Genomic DNA, 17,935 nt, shown 5'->3' with positions numbered 1-17,935 from the left:
TTCGTCGGGTCAGGATATGAAGCGTCTTATTTTCAGCGTGGTTCTTGTTATGCTCGTTGCCTCCGCCGTAAGTTTACCTTTTGTGCTTAATGCCGGTTTTGGTCAGCTCCCGCAGGGCGAACAACTTACGGCAGTAGAAAAATCAGCCAACTACCGTGACGGCAAGTTTCACAACCAGCTGCCGACGCCGGGTTTTACCGGAAAGAAAAATATGCTGGCGGCCTGGTGGGAATTCCTCTTTACCAAACGGGAAAACGCGCGACCGCAGCAGCAATTGCCAACGGTGCACACCGATCTTGCCAGCCTGCCCCTTGAACAGGACACCATGGTATGGATGGGTCATTCGTCGTGGTATCTACAGCTGGCGGGCAAACGCATACTGATCGATCCGATTCTCAGCAACTATGCGGCACCGTTTTCCTTTCTCAATAAAGCGTTTGCCGGTAACGATCTGTGGACGGCGAAAAATATGCCGCCGATCGACCTGCTGATCATCTCGCACGATCACTATGACCATCTCGATTACGCCACCATCAAAGCGCTGATGCCGAAAATTAAGCAGGTGATCACACCCCTTGGCGTCGGTTCCCATTTGCGCTACTGGGGAATGGATCCGGCGAAGATTTATGAAGCGGACTGGCAGCAAACCGTGGCGGTCAGCGAGGATTTGGCGGTGCACGTGTTACCTGCGCGCCACTTTTCCGGGCGCGGCCTGAAACGTAACCAGACCTTGTGGGCCAGCTTTATGCTGGTGACGCCGCAGCAAAAGATCTACTACAGCGGCGACAGTGGCTACGGTCCGCACTTCAAAGCCATTGGCGAACAGTTTGGCGCTATCGATCTGGCGATTATGGAAAATGGTCAGTACGACGAAGACTGGAAATACATTCATATGATGCCGGAAGAGACGGCACAGGCGGCACTGGATCTTAACGCGCGCGGGGTTCTGCCGGGCCATGCGGGGCGTTTTGTGTTGGCGAAACATAGTTGGGACGACCCGTACAAGCGGCTGGCGGTAGCAAGCCGGGGTAGAGGTTATCGCTTATTGACACCGAGGCTGGGCGAACCGGTGCTTGTGGCTGATAAAGCACAAGTCTTCCGCGCCTGGTGGGAATAAACCCGTTTATTAATCGAAGAGCAGAGGGGGAGCGCAGTATGACTATTTCCGCTCAGGTTATCGACACCATCGTCGAGTGGATCGACGATAATCTCCATCAACCGTTACGTATTGATGATATTGCGGCCCACGCGGGCTATTCCAAATGGCATCTGCAGCGCTTGTTCCTGCAATATAAAGGGGAGAGCCTGGGCCGTTATATTCGCGAGCGTAAGCTGTCGCGCGCCGCACAGGATTTAGTAACGACCGATCAGAAGGTTTACGATATCTGTTTGAAGTACGGTTTTGATTCGCAGCAAACTTTTACGCGCATCTTTACTCGCACTTTTAATCAGCCGCCGGGAGCCTACCGGCGAGAGAATCATCAACAGACGCACTGAGACAAAACCGGCCTTTTCTGAGGCCGGTTTTTTTACTCCGTTACCGTTTGTTCGATACCTAAGCGGCTCATAAACCCGCAGATACCTTCACGCGCCAGCAATGTAGCAAGCTGCTTTTGTTCGTCAGGGCTCATGTTTTGCAGCACGTTGATAATTTCGTTAAGGGAGTGATTGCCGCTGGCATAGACCGGCGCGGGTTCAGCCATCGCATAAGGCGATTGATGATGGCGCATGGAGGGCGTTTTCATAATGAAGCTGCGCACCTCTTTGCTGATATGAATCAGCCTCGCGCGTCCGCCTTTCACGCCGGGTAACGGCTCCGTCGGCCAGCCTTGTTGACGGATCCAACGATTTACGGTTTGTTTGGCGACGCCGAGAAAATCCGCTAACTCTTCGGTGGTCATTTTGTTGGGTAGTTTCATCATATTATTTTTGTTCGCGGATCCCGAGACGCTGCAACAGGCCGGTAATGCCGTCGCGTAATAAGAGAGAAGAGAGTTGGTGCTGCTCTGTGGCGGTCATCTCTTTGGCCAGCTGCATTAATAACGTTTCAAGTGAGGAATCACTGGCATCAAGCGTGGCCGTTTGCGGGGCTTCACTGCGCTGCGCGCTGCGGATAAACGCGCGAACCTGTTCATTAACATGGACCAGACGCGCCTTTCCTCCTTGTACGCCAGGCTTTGGCGAGGTGACCCAGCCCTCTTTACGCACCCATTTATTGATGGTTTGCCGGCTGTATCCCGTCAGGCTGGCCAGCTCTTCTGGCGTCATTCGTTCCTTGAGCATGTAATTTCCCGAATGGTTGTAAGGGTAATTAGTGGCGTATGTTATAGCACCATTTTACGGGAAAATGTGACATGTTTAACTACTGGCTGCGAGCCTGCACGCAATGTCTCTTTTTTGCATGCTTTTTCAGCGGTTGGATAATGCGGCGCGATTTTGCCGTTGACACCTGGCAAGGGAATTCATATTATGCCGCCCGTCAACTCGACACGCTTTACGCGATGGGGCTATAGCTCAGCTGGGAGAGCGCTTGCATGGCATGCAAGAGGTCAGCGGTTCGATCCCGCTTAGCTCCACCAAATTCCGCACCCAACGGAATTGGCGCGTAACGACATTGTGGGGCTATAGCTCAGCTGGGAGAGCGCTTGCATGGCATGCAAGAGGTCAGCGGTTCGATCCCGCTTAGCTCCACCACCCTTCAAACCCTCGCGTTTACGCGGGGGTTTTTGCTTTTTATCTCTGCTGTTATCTGCTGAAAAATTAAACGTGGCTGCCCGGTCTGGCGACAGTAATATATGCTTTTCGCGCCGCGGTTAGAGTCTTTGATATTATGATAACTCTTTCATTCGGCTCCCTCTTTTTGACCGGCCAGGAGCGGCTAATTAACGCTGATGAAACAGAGTATTTATAACGTCGTCAGAAAATTTATCCTCGCGTTAATGTTATGCCTGGTAGCGATTCCTGTTTCTCGCATTATTTCTCCCCGCACCCTGATTGAAACCAATGAGGTTTATCTGGCGTGGCTGCCAATAAGCGTGATGCTGGCGGTGCTGTTATTATTCGGACGACATGGAATAGCGCCGATCATTTTAGGCTGTGGGTGGGTAAATGAAGTTCGCTTTCATTTGCCGTACCACGAAGCGGCGGTGCTGTTAGGCTGCCAGTTATTTTCAGTTTTGCTGTGCTGTGGCATTGTGCGCTGGCAGCTGGGTTCGCGCTGGCGATATGGATTGCCGAATAAAAATATGGGCGTGCGCATCCTGTGGTTGGGCTTTATTGCCCCGATGGGAATTAAAGCGTCGATGTATATTGCCGGTGCCTGGTATCACTATCCGGTTAATTTAACGCTGTTTTTTGGCAACGCGTCGGTCATTTATTCTATTATCGATATCCAAAGTCTTATTTGTGCCGCGCTTATTTTTACCCTGCTTGTCTATTACCCACTGCGGATGATTCTCCACCCTCGCTTTGCCCGCACATTATGGCGCAAAAGCGTTAAGCCGTGTTTTTCCAGCAATAAGCGTCTCTTTACGCTGGGCTGGTTTCTATCGTTAAGCATCACGGTTATTATTTTATGTTCGCCCTATAAATCCGCCTATTTTGCCGGTTATCTGGTGCCGGTTACTTTTATTATCTTCACTTTAGGCATCAGCAAATTAAGCCCATCGCTGGTTTCAATAAGCTGGGGCGTTTCGACCTTTATGTTGCTGACGCACAACATTAATCTATTTTACGGCGCGCGTTCGGATTATTCGCTGGCCTTTGTTATGTCAGTGCTTATCTGTTTTACCGTCTGCATGCTGTATATGATGCGCGTTTTTCACCGCAGTGAATGGCTCAAAACGCGCTGGCAAGCACAGGCGATGAGCGATCCGTTAACCCATTTACCTAATTTGCGTGCGCTGGAAAAGCAGGTTGAGCAGCAGCCCAACGCCATTATGTGCTGCCTGCATATGAAAAACCTCGAGTTCCTGAGCCGCCATTTCGGCATGATGATGCGCGTGCATGTTAAACGCAGCGTCACGCGCGAGCTTCAGCCGATGCTGCATAAAGGCGAGCAGTTTTTTCAGCTGCCCGGCAGCGAACTCTTGCTGTTGCTCGAAGGGCCAGAAATCGTGGCGCGTTTGCAGCATATGGTGAACTACCTAAACAGTCGGCGCATTTTCTGGAATAAAGGCGCGCTGGATATCGAATTTGGTATCTCCTGGGGCGAGATGCAGGGAGCTGGCGCGCAGCTGCACCCTATGCTGGGCCAGCTAAGCTGGCTTTCTGAACAGGCGAGCGCGCAGCAGCAGGTACTGGCGCTGACCAACAGCCGGCAAGTGGTGACGCATCAGACCACGGATCGCGTCTTGCTGCTGAATAAGGTAAAAAGGGCGCTCGATGAAAATGGCATCGTGCTGTACGGCCAGCCAATTGTCGATGCGCAAGGGCAGGGTTACCAGGAGATCCTGACGCGGCTAAGGGTTGATGATGAATTGATTCCCCCAAACCTGTTTATCCCGGTTATCGCCCAGTTCAATCTTGGCGCGCGCTTTGATATGCAGGTTACAGAATGTCTGCTCGCGTGGATGCAGGCGCATCCCGGCCAGGGTGAGGGGGCACGTTTTTCGGTCAATCTAATGCCTCTCTCGCTGATGCAAAACGAGTTTGCCGCGCAATGGCTGGCGCTGTTCGCCCGTTTCGCGGTGTCACCGCGCGAGGTCATTATTGAGATCACTGAAGAGCAGGCTTTCTCCCATTCAGAAGCGAGCATTTACAACATTCAGCAATTGCGTAATGCCGGATTCAAAATTGCCATTGATGACTTTGGTACCGGCTATGCCAACTTTGAACGTTTAAAAGAGCTGCAGGCGGATATCATCAAAATCGATGGCTGCTTTGTACGGGATATCTTGCAGGACCCGCAGGATGCGATGATTGTAAAAGCGATTTGCGAACTGGCGAAGCCCCGATCGATGACGGTGGTGGCAGAATATGTGGAAAATGAAGCGCAGCGCGCGTTGCTGCTGGGGGCGGGTGTTGATTATCTGCAGGGCTATTTATCCGGTAAACCGCAGCCGCTTGCTTAAGAAATAAATAACCGGGGAAACCCCCCGGTTATTGAGCATTAAATCAGATAACCAGCGCGGCGATAGCGGCAGAGAGCACGCTCACCAGCGTAGAGCCGTAGACCAGTTTCAGACCAAAGCGGGAAACCACGTTACCCTGCTCTTCATTCAGGCCTTTAATCGCACCGGCGATGATGCCGATAGACGAGAAGTTGGCAAAGGAAACAAGGAATACAGACAGAATGCCTTCTGAGCGCGGAGAGAGGGTCGCGGAGATTTTTTGCAGATCCATCATGGCGACGAATTCGTTCGACACCAGTTTGGTCGCCATAATACTCGCCACCTGCAGCGCTTCATGGGCCGGAACGCCCAGCACCCACGCAATTGGATAGAAGATATAGCCTAAGATCCCCTGGAAAGAGATACCCAGTACGGCGGCGAACAGGGCGTTAAGACCGGCAATCAGGGCGATAAAACCAATCAGCATCGCGGCAACGATAATGGCGACTTTAAAGCCCGCCAGAATGTATTCACCGAGCATTTCGAAGAAGCTTTGACCTTCGTGCAGCTTCGCCATCTGCAGGTTTTCTTCGCTCTCATCCACGCGATAGGGGTTGAGAAGGGAGAGCACGATAAAGGTACTGAACATGTTCAGCACCAGCGCCGCGACGACATATTTCGGCTGAAGCATGGTCATGTACGCGCCAACGATGGACATCGACACCGTCGACATTGCGGTCGCGGCCATGGTGTACATGCGGTTGCGGGACATTTTGCCGAGGATATCTTTATAGGCGATAAAGTTTTCCGATTGACCCAGAATCAGGGAGCTGACGGCGTTAAAGGATTCCAGTTTGCCCATGCCGTTCACTTTCGACAGCACCGTACCGATCGCGCGAATAATAATCGGCAGCACGCGAATATGCTGCAGGATACCAATCAGCGCCGAGATAAAGACAATCGGGCACAGCACTTTCAGGAAGAAGAACGCCAGTCCTTGATCATTCATCTTACCGAAGACGAAGTTGGTGCCTTCGTTGGCGAAACCGAGCAGTTTCTCAAACATTTCGGAGAAGCCTTTCACGAAGCCGAGGCCGACATCTGAGTTCAGGAAGAACCAGGCCAGTAAAACTTCAATCACCAGTAGTTGTATAACAAAACGAATGCGGATCTTCTTGCGATCGCTGCTTACGAGCAGGGCAAGCAGTGCCACCACAGCAAGCGCCAGGACAAAGTGCAAAACGCGGGACATATTTGCTCCAAATATGAGACGGGTAGGATTTTCGTGCACATTCTATGAAACAAGACAAAAGAAAACGAGATCAAACACACAGTATATTAATGAGCTGTGACCGGACTCAAAATTAGTGATCCATCATCTATTCTTGTTATGTTACGTAAAAGCGTGAAAAGTTGTGTCTTGCTGCTAGACTCTTAACATAACGCTGCGGCAAATGTTGTCGTTGCTGTCACCATCCTTGCATTCAACCCTTCTATTGTTTCTGTCTATCAGAGAAATCAGGTGAATCCAAATAAACGATCTTGATAATCATTCTCATTTTGTTAGCATGAAACATAGCAAAGGCTATATTTAGGGGCAAAAAATGAACAGTAGTCGCGTTGAGAATAACAGTGGGCGGGCAGCGCGCAAACTACGGTTTGCCTTGATGGGCCCGGCGTTTATTGCCGCTATTGGCTACATTGATCCCGGTAACTTTGCCACTAATATCCAGGCCGGCGCGACCTTCGGTTACCAGTTGTTATGGGTGGTGGTGTGGGCCAACTTTATGGCGATGCTTATCCAGCTACTGTCCGCCAAACTGGGGATTGCCACCGGCAAGAACCTCGCGGAGCAGATCCGCGATCGCTATCCGCGCCCGCTGGTGTGGTTCTACTGGGTGCAGGCGGAAGTTATCGCCATGGCAACGGATCTGGCGGAGTTTATTGGTGCCGCCATCGGTTTTAAGCTCATTCTCGGCGTTTCGCTGCTGCAAGGCGCGGTGCTCACCGGGGTGGCGACATTTTTGATTTTGATGCTGCAACGGCGCGGGCAAAAACCGCTGGAGAAGGTGATTGGCGGCCTGCTGCTGTTTGTCGCCGCCGCCTATATTGTCGAACTGGTGTTTTCACAGCCTAAGCTCGGGCAACTGGCGAAAGGGATTGTTATTCCCAGTCTGCCGGGCAGCGAAGCGGTATTTCTTGCCGCAGGCGTGCTGGGCGCGACTATTATGCCCCACGTCATTTATCTGCACTCTTCCCTGACTCAGCATCTGCATGAAGGCTCTCGCCGTGAGCGCTACTCTGCAACCAAATGGGATGTCGGCATTGCCATGACCATCGCCGGGTTTGTGAACCTGGCAATGATGGCGACGGCGGCGGCGGCGTTCCACTTTAATGGACATACGGGCGTGGCCGATCTCGATCAGGCCTATTTAACCCTGGAACCGCTTTTAAGCCACGCGGCGGCCACCATTTTTGGCCTGAGCCTGGTGGCCGCGGGGCTGTCATCAACGGTAGTGGGAACCCTTGCCGGCCAGGTGGTGATGCAGGGGTTTGTGCGCTTTCATATTCCGTTGTGGGTGCGGCGAACCATTACCATGATGCCCTCATTTATTGTTATCTGGCTGGGGCTCGATCCGACGCGCATTTTGGTCATGAGCCAAGTGCTGCTGAGCTTCGGTATTGCGCTGGCGCTGGTGCCGCTGCTAATTTTAACCAGCGACAGCAAACTAATGGGTGAACTGGTCAATACGCCGCTGGTGAAGCGTGTCGGCTGGGTGATTGTCGTGCTGGTGGTGGCGTTAAATGGCTGGTTGCTGATTGGTAGCCTGGCTGGCATCTAACCGGTAAGACAGAAAAGAGAAAGGAGCGCGTGCGCTCCTTTCTCGTTTAGTGGCGGTGTTTATGTTTATGCCCGTGACGATCGTCGCGGTCATTCCAGCCTTCGCGGTAGCCGCGCTCGTAAGCATCACGTTTATCCCACCCGCGATGCCAGCCACGATCGTGCGGACGCCAGCGATGGTCGCGCCACTCGTAGTGACGGCCCCAGTAATCACGGTCGCGCCAGCGGCCACCGTCCCAGTAATTACCGTAATTATCGCGATCGCCAATTTGTAATTTTACAGACGGCAACAGGGTGATTTCGCCAGCATTTACGACTAGCGGCGCAGACGCCATTAATACAGCTGCCAGAATCAGTGACCTGAACATAGCTCTTCTCCTTCACGATCGGGCCGAAACGGCCTGTTACAACAATATTACGGGGCGGCGAAACCCCGCATTATTGGCGGAACTCCTAAATCATGAATAGCAGCACGTTTTGCTAAAAAGAAAGTTATTTTGCGCCACGGAGAATGGTCTCAATTTCATTGCATTCCGCCGTGCTGAAATGGCGGTTTGCCAGCATCCCAACCGCATCATCAAGCTGGCTTATCTTGCTGGCACCAATCAGCACCGAGGTCACGCGATCGTTGCGTAACACCCAGGCCAGCGCCATCTGCGACAGCTTCTGTCCACGCCGTTCCGCCAGCGCATTCAGGGCGCGAACGGTGACCAGCTTCTCCTCGGTGAGCTGATCCGGATTAAGAAAACGGCTGCCGCTGGCGGCGCGGGAATCTGGCGGTATACCGTGCAGGTAACGATCTGTGAGTTGTCCGCCCGCCAGCGGTGAAAAGGCGATCGACCCGACACCTTTTTCCTGCAGCACTTCCAGCAATTCCGCCTCCACCCAGCGCTCAAACATCGAGTATTTAGGCTGATGAATCAGGCATGGCGTGCCGAGATCGTTCAAAATGTCGATGGCTTCCCGCGCTGCCGCAGCCGGGTAATTGGAAAGCCCGATGTACAGTGCCTTGCCCTGACGCACAATATGATCGAGGGCGCGCATGGTTTCGCGCAGCGGCGTTTCAGGATCCGGGCGGTGGTGATAGAAAATATCGACATACTCCACCCCCATGCGCCGCAGGCTCTGATCGAGGCTGGCAATCAAATACTTACGTGAGCCCCAATCGCCGTACGGGCCATCCCACATGGTATAACCCGCTTTGGTCGAGATAATCAGTTCGTCGCGCCACGGCAGAAAATCCTCCTGCAAAATACGACCAAAGTTGCTCTCTGCCGAGCCCGGCGGCGGCCCGTAGTTATTCGCCAGATCGAAATGAGTGATCCCAAGATCAAAAGCGTGCCGCAGCAGCTGGCGGCTGTTCTCCAGCAGGGTTGAATCGCCGAAGTTGTGCCATAAACCAAGGGAAATTGCCGGCAGTTTTAACCCACTGTCGCCGCAGCGATGGTAAGTCATTTTTTCATAGCGCGCGGCATCGGCCAGATAAACCATGCAGGGACTCCTTTTATCAGTGTATGCGTTTACACTGAATGAGCTTACACCGCCGCCTGTCGTAAAGCTTGCTTTCCACTTTCAATATCGTGTGCTTTCTGGACTCTCATCACAGTTCTCTAATACTCAGATAAAGTTAGTATTCGGAGACGCGACGCAATGGAAAATAACTATACAGTTGCCGATTATCTGCTCGACAGGCTTGCCGGTTGCGGCATCCACCATCTTTTTGGCGTACCGGGAGACTACAATCTGCAGTTTCTCGATCACGTTATTCAACATCCGGCAGTCCACTGGGTTGGCTGTGCAAACGAACTGAACGCAGCCTATGCTGCGGACGGCTATGGCCGTTGCCAGGGCGCAGCCGCGCTGTTGACCACCTTTGGCGTCGGCGAACTGAGCGCGATTAACGGCATAGCCGGTAGTTATGCTGAGTATGTTCCGGTATTGCAGATCGTCGGTGCGCCCTCCAGCCGCGTTCAGCAGCGGGGAGAGTTGCTGCATCACACCCTTGGCGACGGGGATTTCAGCCCTTTCAGACGCATGTATGAACCTGTCAGCGCCGCGCAGGGGCTGTTAACGGCGCAAAACGCCTGCTATGAAATTGACCGCGTGATCCGCACCATGCTCACGGAGTCGCGTCCGGGTTATCTGCTATTGCCCGTCGATATCGCCAAAATGGCGGCCGTCCCGCCTGTAAACGTTATCACTCCGGCGGCGCTGCAAAGCAATGAAGGGCGGCTGGAACGTTTTCGCCTGACTGTCGAGGCGATGATCGGTGAGAGCTCGCGCGTCGCGCTGCTGGCGGATTTCCTGGCGCAGCGTTTTGGTGTCCGGCACATGCTGCAAGGCTGGATGAAGGACTTCCCCCTGCCGCACGCGACGCTGCTGATGGGCAAAGGCCTGTTTGATGAAACGCAGCCGGGTTTCGTCGGCACCTACAGCGGCGCAGCCAGCCCGCCGCCAGTACGCGAAGCGATAGAGAGCGCAGATACGGTAATCTGTGTTGGCGTGCGCTTTAGCGACACAATTACCGCCGGCTTTACCCAGCAGTTGCCGCCAGGTCGCACTATTGATATTCAGCCTTTTGCCGCGCGGGTGGGAGAAGAGTGGTTTAGCGGTATCACCATGCAGGAGGCGGTGAATATCCTTATTGCGGTTTGTCGCAATAACCCGCGTTGCATGCTCGAGCCTGCACCGGAGCCCGCGGCGAATCATGCGCCACATCAGGGCACACTAAGCCAGCAATCCTTCTGGCAAACCCTGAATGCCTTTATTCGCCCAGGTGATATTTTACTTGCCGATCAGGGCACCGCCGCGTTTGGCGCCGCCTCTTTGCGCTTGCCTGCCCAGGTGGAATTGCTGACGCAGCCGCTATGGGGGTCGATTGGTTTTTGTCTGCCCGCTGCCTTCGGTGCGCAAACCGCTTGCCCGGAGAGGCGCGTTATCCTGGTGAGCGGCGATGGCGCGGCGCAGTTGACCATTCAGGAGCTGGGCTCAATGCTCCGTGACGGTCAGCGACCGATCATTTTATTGCTCAACAACGATGGCTATACGGTAGAGCGGGCGATCCACGGCGCGCACCAGCGTTACAACGATATTGCGCGCTGGAACTGGACGCAAATTCCCCAGGCCTTAAGCCTGGATTGCCAGGCCGAATGCTGGCGCGTCAGTGAAACGGTGCAGCTGGCGCAAGCGCTGGAGGCGGCAGAGCATCACCATCGGCTCGCGCTGATTGAAGTGATGTTGCCGCAGGCCGACTTGCCGGATCTGCTGCGCGAAGTCAGCCATGCGCTGGAGACACGCAATAGCGAATAACTACTTGTCGCGTCGGGGAACCATCATCATCGGTTTCCCGGCCAGCAGCAGCCAGGCGGGCAGCATGACGATGCACAGCAGCGGCAGTAAAGTGGTGTCCGGCACGACGACGGCGGCCAAAAATAGGCTTAACCAGGCATCGCGGGTGACCACTAAAACCAGCCCCAATACGGCGCAAGAAACGGTAACCGCCGCCGGAACGGCGTCGACATGCTCATGCAGCATTAAACCTAACGCCACCCCGGCAAACACCGCCGGAAATATGCGTCCCCCGCGAAAACCGCAGGCGGCAGCAATCACTAACGCCGCAAGTTTCACCAGCGCAAACAGCAGATAATCACTGACCGTTAAGGTTTGCGCGAACGCCAGCTGCTGGATCGCATCCAGCCCGTTAAAGAGCGTCACCGGACCGCCAGCAATGCCGAGCAGACCCAGCAGAAAGCCGCCGAGGGTCAGCGTTAGCAGCGGATTGTTACGCGACATAAGCTGGTGCAGGCGCGGCAAACACCACACCGCCACCATGCCCAGCGCAATGGCGAATACCGCGACCACCGCGCCGCTGAACACGTCCGCGATATGCAGCTGCGGATAATGAGGAATGGGTAATGAAAATGCGGGCTGCGAACAGAGCGCGGAGGTGAGCGCGCCTGCGGCGGCGGCCATTAACGGCGCGAACAGACGATCCCAGAGCGGTACGTCTTCACTGGCTTTTAAGGTTTGCGCGAAGATCAGTGCCGCCGCCACCGGCGCACCAAACAGCGCGCCGAGGGTGCCGGCGGAGGCGAGAATAGTCCAGTCCAGCGGCGCAACGCGGGGAAAGATACGTGCGCCGAGCGCGACCGCAAGGGCGATATTCATCACCATTACCGGCTGCTCAGGACCAAGGCTGACGCCGCCCGCCAGACCTAAAAGCATCGCCAGCACCAGCCCCGGCAGCGCGTTGATCGCTATCGGTGCGCCAATCAGCGGCACGCTGGCGGGATCCGGCCCGCCATGACCGTTGCTGTAACGCACCACTAAACCGACGGCCAGGCCGGTCAGAGTGAGAACAGTCAATATCCACCACGGCGAATCCGCGTCAATACCGAGCCGCCAGGGCAGGCCGCCCCACAACACCGATTGCAACAGGTCGGCAATTTTCATAACCAACGCTAATAGCAGACTTGACGCCACGCCAATGATAAGCGCAGGCAGCGCCAATAACAGTAGCGTTCTCGCACGCGGATGCAGCATCTTTTTATCCTTGCAACAAAGCCCGGCGGCAGAGGATGAAACCAGGCGTAAACCTATAAGGTAATCTGTGATGAAGATCTATAATCCTGGGGCACTCGTGATATGGTCATTGTTGTTAATGCGCCTTGTATTTACAGTGTGCCAAAGATTTATTCTGACTTTAGCGGAGCCGTATAAGAATGACAAAGTATGCTTTAGTGGGAGACGTGGGCGGCACGAACGCGCGCTTAGCGCTGTGCGATGTCGACAGCGGCGAGATCTCCCGCGCCAAAACCTATTCCGGCCTCGACTATCCAAGCCTGGAAGCCGTGGTGCGCGTTTATCTTGAAGAGCACGGCATTAGCGTTGAGGACGGCTGCATTGCGATTGCCTGTCCGATTACCGGCGACTGGGTGGCGATGACCAACCATACCTGGGAATTTTCGATTGCTGAAATGAAGAAAAACCTCGGCTTCGCCCATCTGGAAATTATTAACGATTTTACCGCCGTGTCGATGGCGATCCCGATGCTAAAAGCCGAACACCTGATCCAGTTTGGCGGTTCCGCGCCGGTTGAGGGCAAGCCGATTGCGGTTTATGGCGCGGGCACCGGCCTCGGCGTCGCGCATCTGGTGCATGTGGATAAACGCTGGGTGAGCCTGCCGGGCGAAGGCGGCCACGTCGATTTCGCGCCAAACAGTGAAGAAGAGGGGATTATCCTCGAAGAGCTGCGCGGGGAAATTGGTCACGTCTCCGCTGAACGTGTGCTGTCGGGTCCGGGCCTCGTTAACCTCTATCGCGCCATCGTTAAATCCGACGGTCGCCTGCCGGAAAATCTGAAGCCGAAAGATATCACCGAACGCGCGCTGGACGATAGCTGCACCGACTGTCGCCGCGCGCTGTCGCTGTTTTGCGTGATTATGGGCCGCTTTGGTGGCAACCTGGCGCTGAATCTCGGCACCTTTGGCGGGGTTTACATCGCCGGCGGCATTGTGCCGCGCTTCCTTGAGTTCTTTACCGCCTCCGGCTTTCGCGGCGGCTTTGAAGATAAAGGGCGCTTTAAATCCTACGTTCAGGATATTCCGGTCTATCTGATCGTGCATGATAATCCGGGGCTGCTCGGCTCGGGGGCGCATCTGCGCCAGACGCTGGGTTATGTACTTTAAAGATTCATCAACTGGCGAAACTCTTTAACTTTACTGCGGCTCACGGGCACCTGAAAATCGAGGTCCCGCAGCCGCAGAATATAGGTGTTATTAAACCAGGGTTCGATCTCGCGGATTTTATCCAGGTTGACGCAAAAAGAGCGGTGGCAGCGAAAGAAGTGCGCCGTCGGCAATTTGCTGCAAAACTCGGTGATGTTCATCGGCATCACATAAGATTCCCGCTTCGTATAAACGAAGGTCATCTTCTCGTGGGCTTCCGCATAATAAATATCGTCAATACTGGTGACGATAATACGTTCATCCTTTAATAGATTAATGGTCGCGTTTTCCCGTGAATGCGCGTTTGCCGCTGCGCCCGTTTGCTGCTGCCAGGCCGCTTCCAGCTTTTGCAGCATGTTGATAATGCGCGATTCCTGGTACGGTTTCAGAATGTAGTCGAAGGCTTCCAGCTCAAAGGCTTCCACCGCGTGCTCTTTCCAGGCGGTAATAAAGACGATAAACGGCTTATGGGCAAACTGGCTGATGTTTTGCGCCAGCAACACGCCATCCAGTGAGGGAATATTGATATCCAGAAAGAGGGCGTCGACTTTATTGTGCTGGAGATATTTCAGCACATCGAGACCGTCGTCAAAGGTCGCGACAATCTCCATCTGGCTATGGTTTTTTATCAGCCAGCTTAGCTCCTGTTGCGCCAGGATCTCGTCTTCCACAATGATGACTTTCATTCCATTCTCCTGTCAGGGCAACAAAGGGGCGGGCGTAGGCCGACGCGGCAGATAAAAAGCTATTTCGGTGCCCGGTGTTAAACGACGGATATGCAGCCCTTCGCCATACAGCAGCTTCACGCGCTGATGCACATTCAGCAGGCCTATTTTGTTGCCGGGCATTTCATCGGCCTCAACGCGGGCGATCATCTCCGGATCGATGCCGTTCCCGGTGTCGCGCACGGCGATGCGCACGCGATTGCCGCACTCTTCCACGCTGATGGTGACCACGCCTTTGCCTTTGCACGGCTGAATGCCATGCACAATTGCATTCTCTACCAGCGGCTGGATCAGCAGGCTGGGGATCGCGCAGCTCACCTCTTCGTCAATGTCATAAATCACCGTCAGCTTATCGCCGAAGCGCGCCTGCTCAATGGCAATATAATCTTTGATTTGATAGAGCTCTCTTTTGATATCGATTTGCTCGTCATCTTTTAATTCAATGTTGTAGCGCAGGTAGCGCGATAAATTAAAAATCAGCTGCCGGGCGGTGTCCGGATTAAGGCGAATGGACGAGGAAATGGCGTTGAGGGCATTAAACAGGAAATGAGGATTGATCTTGCTTTGCAGCGCGCGCAGCTCAGCTTTGTTCGCCATCTCCCGCAACTGCTCGGCGCGGGAAACTTCCAGCTGCGTGGAGATAATCTGCGATAAGCCTACCGCCATTTCCCGCAATAACGAGGTGATCTGGTGCGCATGGCAGTAGTAGATTTTCAGCGTGCCGGTGACAATGCCCTGTTCGCGTAACGGGATCACCAGCATTGAATGGATTTGCGGCGTGCGGTGGGCTTCGTCATTGTTTTTAATGATGATTTCACCGCTGTTAATCGCCTGGCGCGTGGTCGGGCTAATAATATCGTCGCTGTCGCGATAATTGTCCTCCCCGACGCCAACATAGGCCAGCACATGATCGACATTGGTAATGGCCACCGCATCGGCATCAATGTCGCGGCGGATAATGTCACACACTTTACGCAGGGATTCGCTATTAACGTTACGAAACAGCGGCAGGGTTTTATTGGCTATATCCAGCGCCAGCTTCGCCTGACGACCGGCAATCGCCTCTTTCTCACCCTCTACGCTTTGCACCAGCAGCACAATAAACCCGATGCAAACGCTGCCGAGAATCATCGGTACGCCGATTTTCGACACAATATCCAGCCCCAGCGCCGTCGACGGTGCCCATAACACCACCAGCGTCATGGTCAGGCTTTCGCAAATCATGCCGCCGATAATGCCGACGCGCCAGTGCTGCGCTTTCGGGACTTTGCGGTTAATAACCCCGGCCATCACCCCGGCGATAATACTGGTAATAAAGCAGGGGATCGCTGTGACGCCGCCAATATCAATCAGGTAACGATGCACGCCGGCAATGACGCCAGTAATAATGCCGACCCACGGGCCGAAGAGAATGCCGCCGGACATCACCGCGATAATGCGCACGTTCACCAGCGAACCTTCAACCGGCACGCCGGACCATGTGCTGAACAGGGCGAAAAGGGAGAAGATGGCGGTGACGCCGAGCAGCTCTTTAGGGGAGTGCGCCGTTTTATGCAGCAGTTCGCGGAAAAGGCGGATGCGGATCAGGAAAAACAGGCAGATCAACATCAGCGCTGCCCGGTCGAACACCGCCAGGAGCATGTCAAATATTTCGTGCACGGGGGACTCATTGCCTGGTGTCAAAAAGCTATGATAAAAAACCACAGCGCATATGACCAGCCAAAGCATTGATTCGCTGAATAGGGAAAAACCTTTTTTGTAAAAGGGGATTAAAAAAGTCAAAAGCCGGGGCGTAAGATCAGGCAAAACGGCGGCCTTTTCAGGTAACTATTTTATTATCATATTGTTAAATCTAATAAGCCGTTTTCTGCTATCTGGCTATGGTAGTTTTTCGCTCTGCGTTCAATGTTCCCCTTTTACCCGGCATCGTTATTTTTTTGTTAACCCCTCGACAGCGAGATTTTTTTCGGGCTATGTTCTAAGCACGCCGCAAGCGCGGCGACGTCGCTCGGACGGTCCGGGCGCTCACGTTACTCCGAGGAATCTATGGCTGACTTCAGTCCTGAACGCCGTTTTACGCGTATCGATCGTCTTCCCCCCTATGTATTTAATATTACTGCTGAACTGAAAATGGCTGCGCGACGTCGCGGCGAAGATATTATCGATTTCAGTATGGGTAACCCCGATGGCGCGACGCCGCCGCATATTGTGGAGAAACTCTGCACCGTCGCGCAGCGCCCGGATACCCATGGTTACTCCACTTCGCGCGGTATTCCGCGTCTGCGCCGGGCGATTTCCCGCTGGTATCAGGATCGCTATCAGGTGGATATCGATCCGGAAACCGAAGCGATTGTCACCATTGGTTCAAAAGAGGGGCTGGCGCATTTAATGCTGGCGACGCTGGATCATGGCGATACCGTATTAGTACCCAACCCGAGTTACCCGATCCATATTTATGGCGCGGTGATTGCCGGGGCGCAGGTACGCTCCGTGCCGCTGGTGGAAGGTGTCGATTTCTTCAATGAACTGGAGCGCGCGATCCGCGAGAGCTACCCGAAGCCGAAGATGATGATTTTGGGCTTCCCGTCGAACCCGACGGCGCAGTGCGTTGAGCTGGAGTTCTTCGAGAAAGTGGTGGCGCTGGCGAAACGCTACGATGTGCTGGTGGTGCACGATCTAGCCTATGCCGATATTGTCTATGATGGCTGGAAAGCGCCGTCGATAATGCAGGTTCCCGGCGCGCGCGATGTCGCCGTCGAGTTTTTCACCCTCTCCAAAAGTTACAACATGGCCGGCTGGCGTATTGGCTTTATGGTCGGTAACTCGGTGCTGGTTAACGCGCTGGCGCGTATTAAGAGTTATCACGATTACGGCACCTTTACCCCGTTACAGGTGGCGGCAATTGCCGCGCTGGAAGGGGATCAGCAGTGCGTGCGCGATATTGCCGCCCAGTATAAACGCCGTCGCGATGTGTTAGTGAAAGGGCTGCACGAAGCGGGCTGGATGGTGGAGATGCCGAAAGCGTCGATGTATGTGTGGGCAAAAATCCCGGAACCCTACGCGGCGATGGGATCGCTGGAGTTTGCCAAGAAGCTGCTGCAAGAGGCGAAAGTGTGCGTTTCGCCGGGTGTCGGTTTCGGCGATTATGGTGATACCCATGTGCGTTTTGCGCTGATCGAAAACCGCGATCGCATCCGCCAGGCGGTGCGCGGCATTAAAGCGATGTTCCGCGCCGACGGCTTGCTGGCGACTGCGCAGAAAAGCCCGGCGGAAGATCTCGAACCATAAGAGTTTTACCTGACAAAAACAAAAAAAGGAGCCTTTTGGCTCCTTTTTTGTACAGCATTATGCTCAGGTTAGATCATCAGGGCGAATGTGCCGGCCCACACAATAACCATCACCGAAATGCCCATAAAGAAATATTTCACGTTCATCGCTCCGCACACCTAAGTATGCATTCATGACCATTCAGGACTGAGTATAGAGAGGTGAAACTACGCCAAATCGAAAATGAGAATTATCTCCCTTTCGGCCACAGCTCCATCTCAGAATTTTGGGTGAATTCATCACCAAACGGGGGCTAATGTACGC

General features: G+C 54.0%; 16 protein-coding genes and 2 tRNA genes. 9 read left to right on the top strand and 9 right to left on the bottom strand.

Annotated features, from left to right (window positions below):
• The first annotated feature begins 16 nt into the window (after positions 1-16).
• Both RW65_RS21300 and RW65_RS21295 read left to right on the top strand, forming a co-directional pair.
• Positions 17-1,117: an MBL fold metallo-hydrolase gene (locus tag RW65_RS21300; protein WP_039058860.1), complete on the top strand. Its 1,101-nt coding sequence runs from the start codon at positions 17-19 to the stop codon at positions 1,115-1,117.
• A 38-nt stretch (positions 1,118-1,155) separates the two neighbouring features.
• On the top strand, positions 1,156-1,497 hold the full coding sequence (locus tag RW65_RS21295; RefSeq protein ID WP_039058858.1) for a RamA family antibiotic efflux transcriptional regulator: 342 nt from the start codon (positions 1,156-1,158) through the stop codon (positions 1,495-1,497).
• Positions 1,498-1,529: 32 nt separating this feature from the next.
• Here the strand turns inward: RW65_RS21295 and RW65_RS21290 are convergent, their stop codons facing one another.
• A complete protein-coding gene (locus RW65_RS21290) occupies positions 1,530-1,922 on the bottom strand; it encodes a YfeC-like transcriptional regulator (RefSeq protein WP_039058857.1) in 393 nt (130 codons plus the stop codon).
• Position 1,923: 1 nt separating this feature from the next.
• Entirely contained in the window at positions 1,924-2,283 is a 360-nt protein-coding gene (locus tag RW65_RS21285; protein ID WP_039058856.1) for a YfeC-like transcriptional regulator, read from the bottom strand.
• Positions 2,284-2,503: 220 nt separating this feature from the next.
• Between RW65_RS21285 and RW65_RS21280 the strand changes: the two genes are divergently transcribed.
• From RW65_RS21280 to RW65_RS21270, 3 genes are all read left to right on the top strand, one after another.
• Positions 2,504-2,579, top strand: a tRNA-Ala gene (locus RW65_RS21280).
• Between the two features lie 39 nt (positions 2,580-2,618).
• Positions 2,619-2,694: transfer RNA gene (locus RW65_RS21275), tRNA-Ala, on the top strand.
• Positions 2,695-2,891: 197 nt separating this feature from the next.
• Complete coding sequence (locus RW65_RS21270) at positions 2,892-5,072, top strand: EAL domain-containing protein (RefSeq protein ID WP_039058854.1); 2,181 nt, start codon at positions 2,892-2,894, stop codon at positions 5,070-5,072.
• A 43-nt stretch (positions 5,073-5,115) separates the two neighbouring features.
• Here the strand turns inward: RW65_RS21270 and RW65_RS21265 are convergent, their stop codons facing one another.
• Positions 5,116-6,303 (bottom strand): NupC/NupG family nucleoside CNT transporter, encoded by a 1,188-nt coding sequence (locus RW65_RS21265; RefSeq protein WP_039058853.1) that lies wholly within the window; start codon positions 6,301-6,303, stop codon positions 5,116-5,118.
• A gap of 352 nt (positions 6,304-6,655) precedes the next feature.
• Between RW65_RS21265 and RW65_RS21260 the strand changes: the two genes are divergently transcribed.
• Positions 6,656-7,894: an Nramp family divalent metal transporter gene (locus tag RW65_RS21260; protein ID WP_039058852.1), complete on the top strand. Its 1,239-nt coding sequence runs from the start codon at positions 6,656-6,658 to the stop codon at positions 7,892-7,894.
• A 46-nt stretch (positions 7,895-7,940) separates the two neighbouring features.
• On the opposite strand, the gene RW65_RS21255 is transcribed toward RW65_RS21260, so the two are convergent.
• Together RW65_RS21255 and mgrA are read right to left on the bottom strand one after the other, a co-directional pair.
• Positions 7,941-8,261, bottom strand: coding sequence for a DUF2502 domain-containing protein (locus tag RW65_RS21255; protein ID WP_039058851.1), 321 nt, complete (start codon positions 8,259-8,261; stop codon positions 7,941-7,943).
• A gap of 124 nt (positions 8,262-8,385) precedes the next feature.
• The gene (gene mgrA / locus RW65_RS21250; RefSeq protein WP_039058850.1) at positions 8,386-9,384 is read right to left on the bottom strand and encodes an L-glyceraldehyde 3-phosphate reductase; all 999 of its coding nucleotides are present in this window, start codon (positions 9,382-9,384) and stop codon (positions 8,386-8,388) included.
• A gap of 159 nt (positions 9,385-9,543) precedes the next feature.
• Between mgrA and RW65_RS21245 the strand changes: the two genes are divergently transcribed.
• A complete protein-coding gene (locus tag RW65_RS21245; protein WP_039058849.1) occupies positions 9,544-11,202 on the top strand; it encodes an alpha-keto acid decarboxylase family protein in 1,659 nt (552 codons plus the stop codon).
• Here RW65_RS21245 and RW65_RS21240 read toward each other — a convergent pair whose 3' ends face one another.
• Positions 11,203-12,435, bottom strand: a complete 1,233-nt coding sequence (locus tag RW65_RS21240) for an ion channel protein (protein WP_039058848.1) — start codon at positions 12,433-12,435, stop codon at positions 11,203-11,205.
• A gap of 179 nt (positions 12,436-12,614) precedes the next feature.
• Between RW65_RS21240 and glk the strand changes: the two genes are divergently transcribed.
• Positions 12,615-13,580 (top strand): glucokinase, encoded by a 966-nt coding sequence (glk, locus tag RW65_RS21235; protein WP_039058847.1) that lies wholly within the window; start codon positions 12,615-12,617, stop codon positions 13,578-13,580.
• Here the strand turns inward: glk and RW65_RS21230 are convergent.
• The gene (locus RW65_RS21230) at positions 13,577-14,305 is read right to left on the bottom strand and encodes a LytR/AlgR family response regulator transcription factor (RefSeq protein ID WP_039058846.1); all 729 of its coding nucleotides are present in this window, start codon (positions 14,303-14,305) and stop codon (positions 13,577-13,579) included. The genes glk and RW65_RS21230 overlap by 4 nt on opposite strands.
• 12 nt (positions 14,306-14,317) lie before the next feature.
• On the bottom strand, positions 14,318-16,003 hold the full coding sequence (locus RW65_RS21225; protein WP_072037807.1) for a sensor histidine kinase: 1,686 nt from the start codon (positions 16,001-16,003) through the stop codon (positions 14,318-14,320).
• A 387-nt stretch (positions 16,004-16,390) separates the two neighbouring features.
• Here RW65_RS21225 and alaC point away from each other — a divergent pair, with 387 nt between their 5' ends.
• Positions 16,391-17,632, top strand: a complete 1,242-nt coding sequence (gene alaC / locus RW65_RS21220; protein ID WP_039058843.1) for an alanine transaminase — start codon at positions 16,391-16,393, stop codon at positions 17,630-17,632.
• 68 nt (positions 17,633-17,700) lie between these two features.
• On the opposite strand, the gene ypdK is transcribed toward alaC, so the two are convergent.
• Positions 17,701-17,772 carry a membrane protein YpdK gene (ypdK, locus tag RW65_RS22810; protein WP_099458783.1) on the bottom strand — a complete coding sequence of 24 codons (72 nt, stop codon included), beginning with the start codon at positions 17,770-17,772 and terminating at the stop codon, positions 17,701-17,703.
• Positions 17,773-17,935 lie beyond the last annotated feature (163 nt).

This window comes from Enterobacter sp. Bisph1 (assembly GCF_000814905.1).
GTDB lineage: Bacteria > Pseudomonadota > Gammaproteobacteria > Enterobacterales > Enterobacteriaceae > Kosakonia.
The sequence above is the reverse complement of the archived record's forward strand: the minus strand, read 5'-3'. Positions and strand labels throughout refer to the sequence as shown.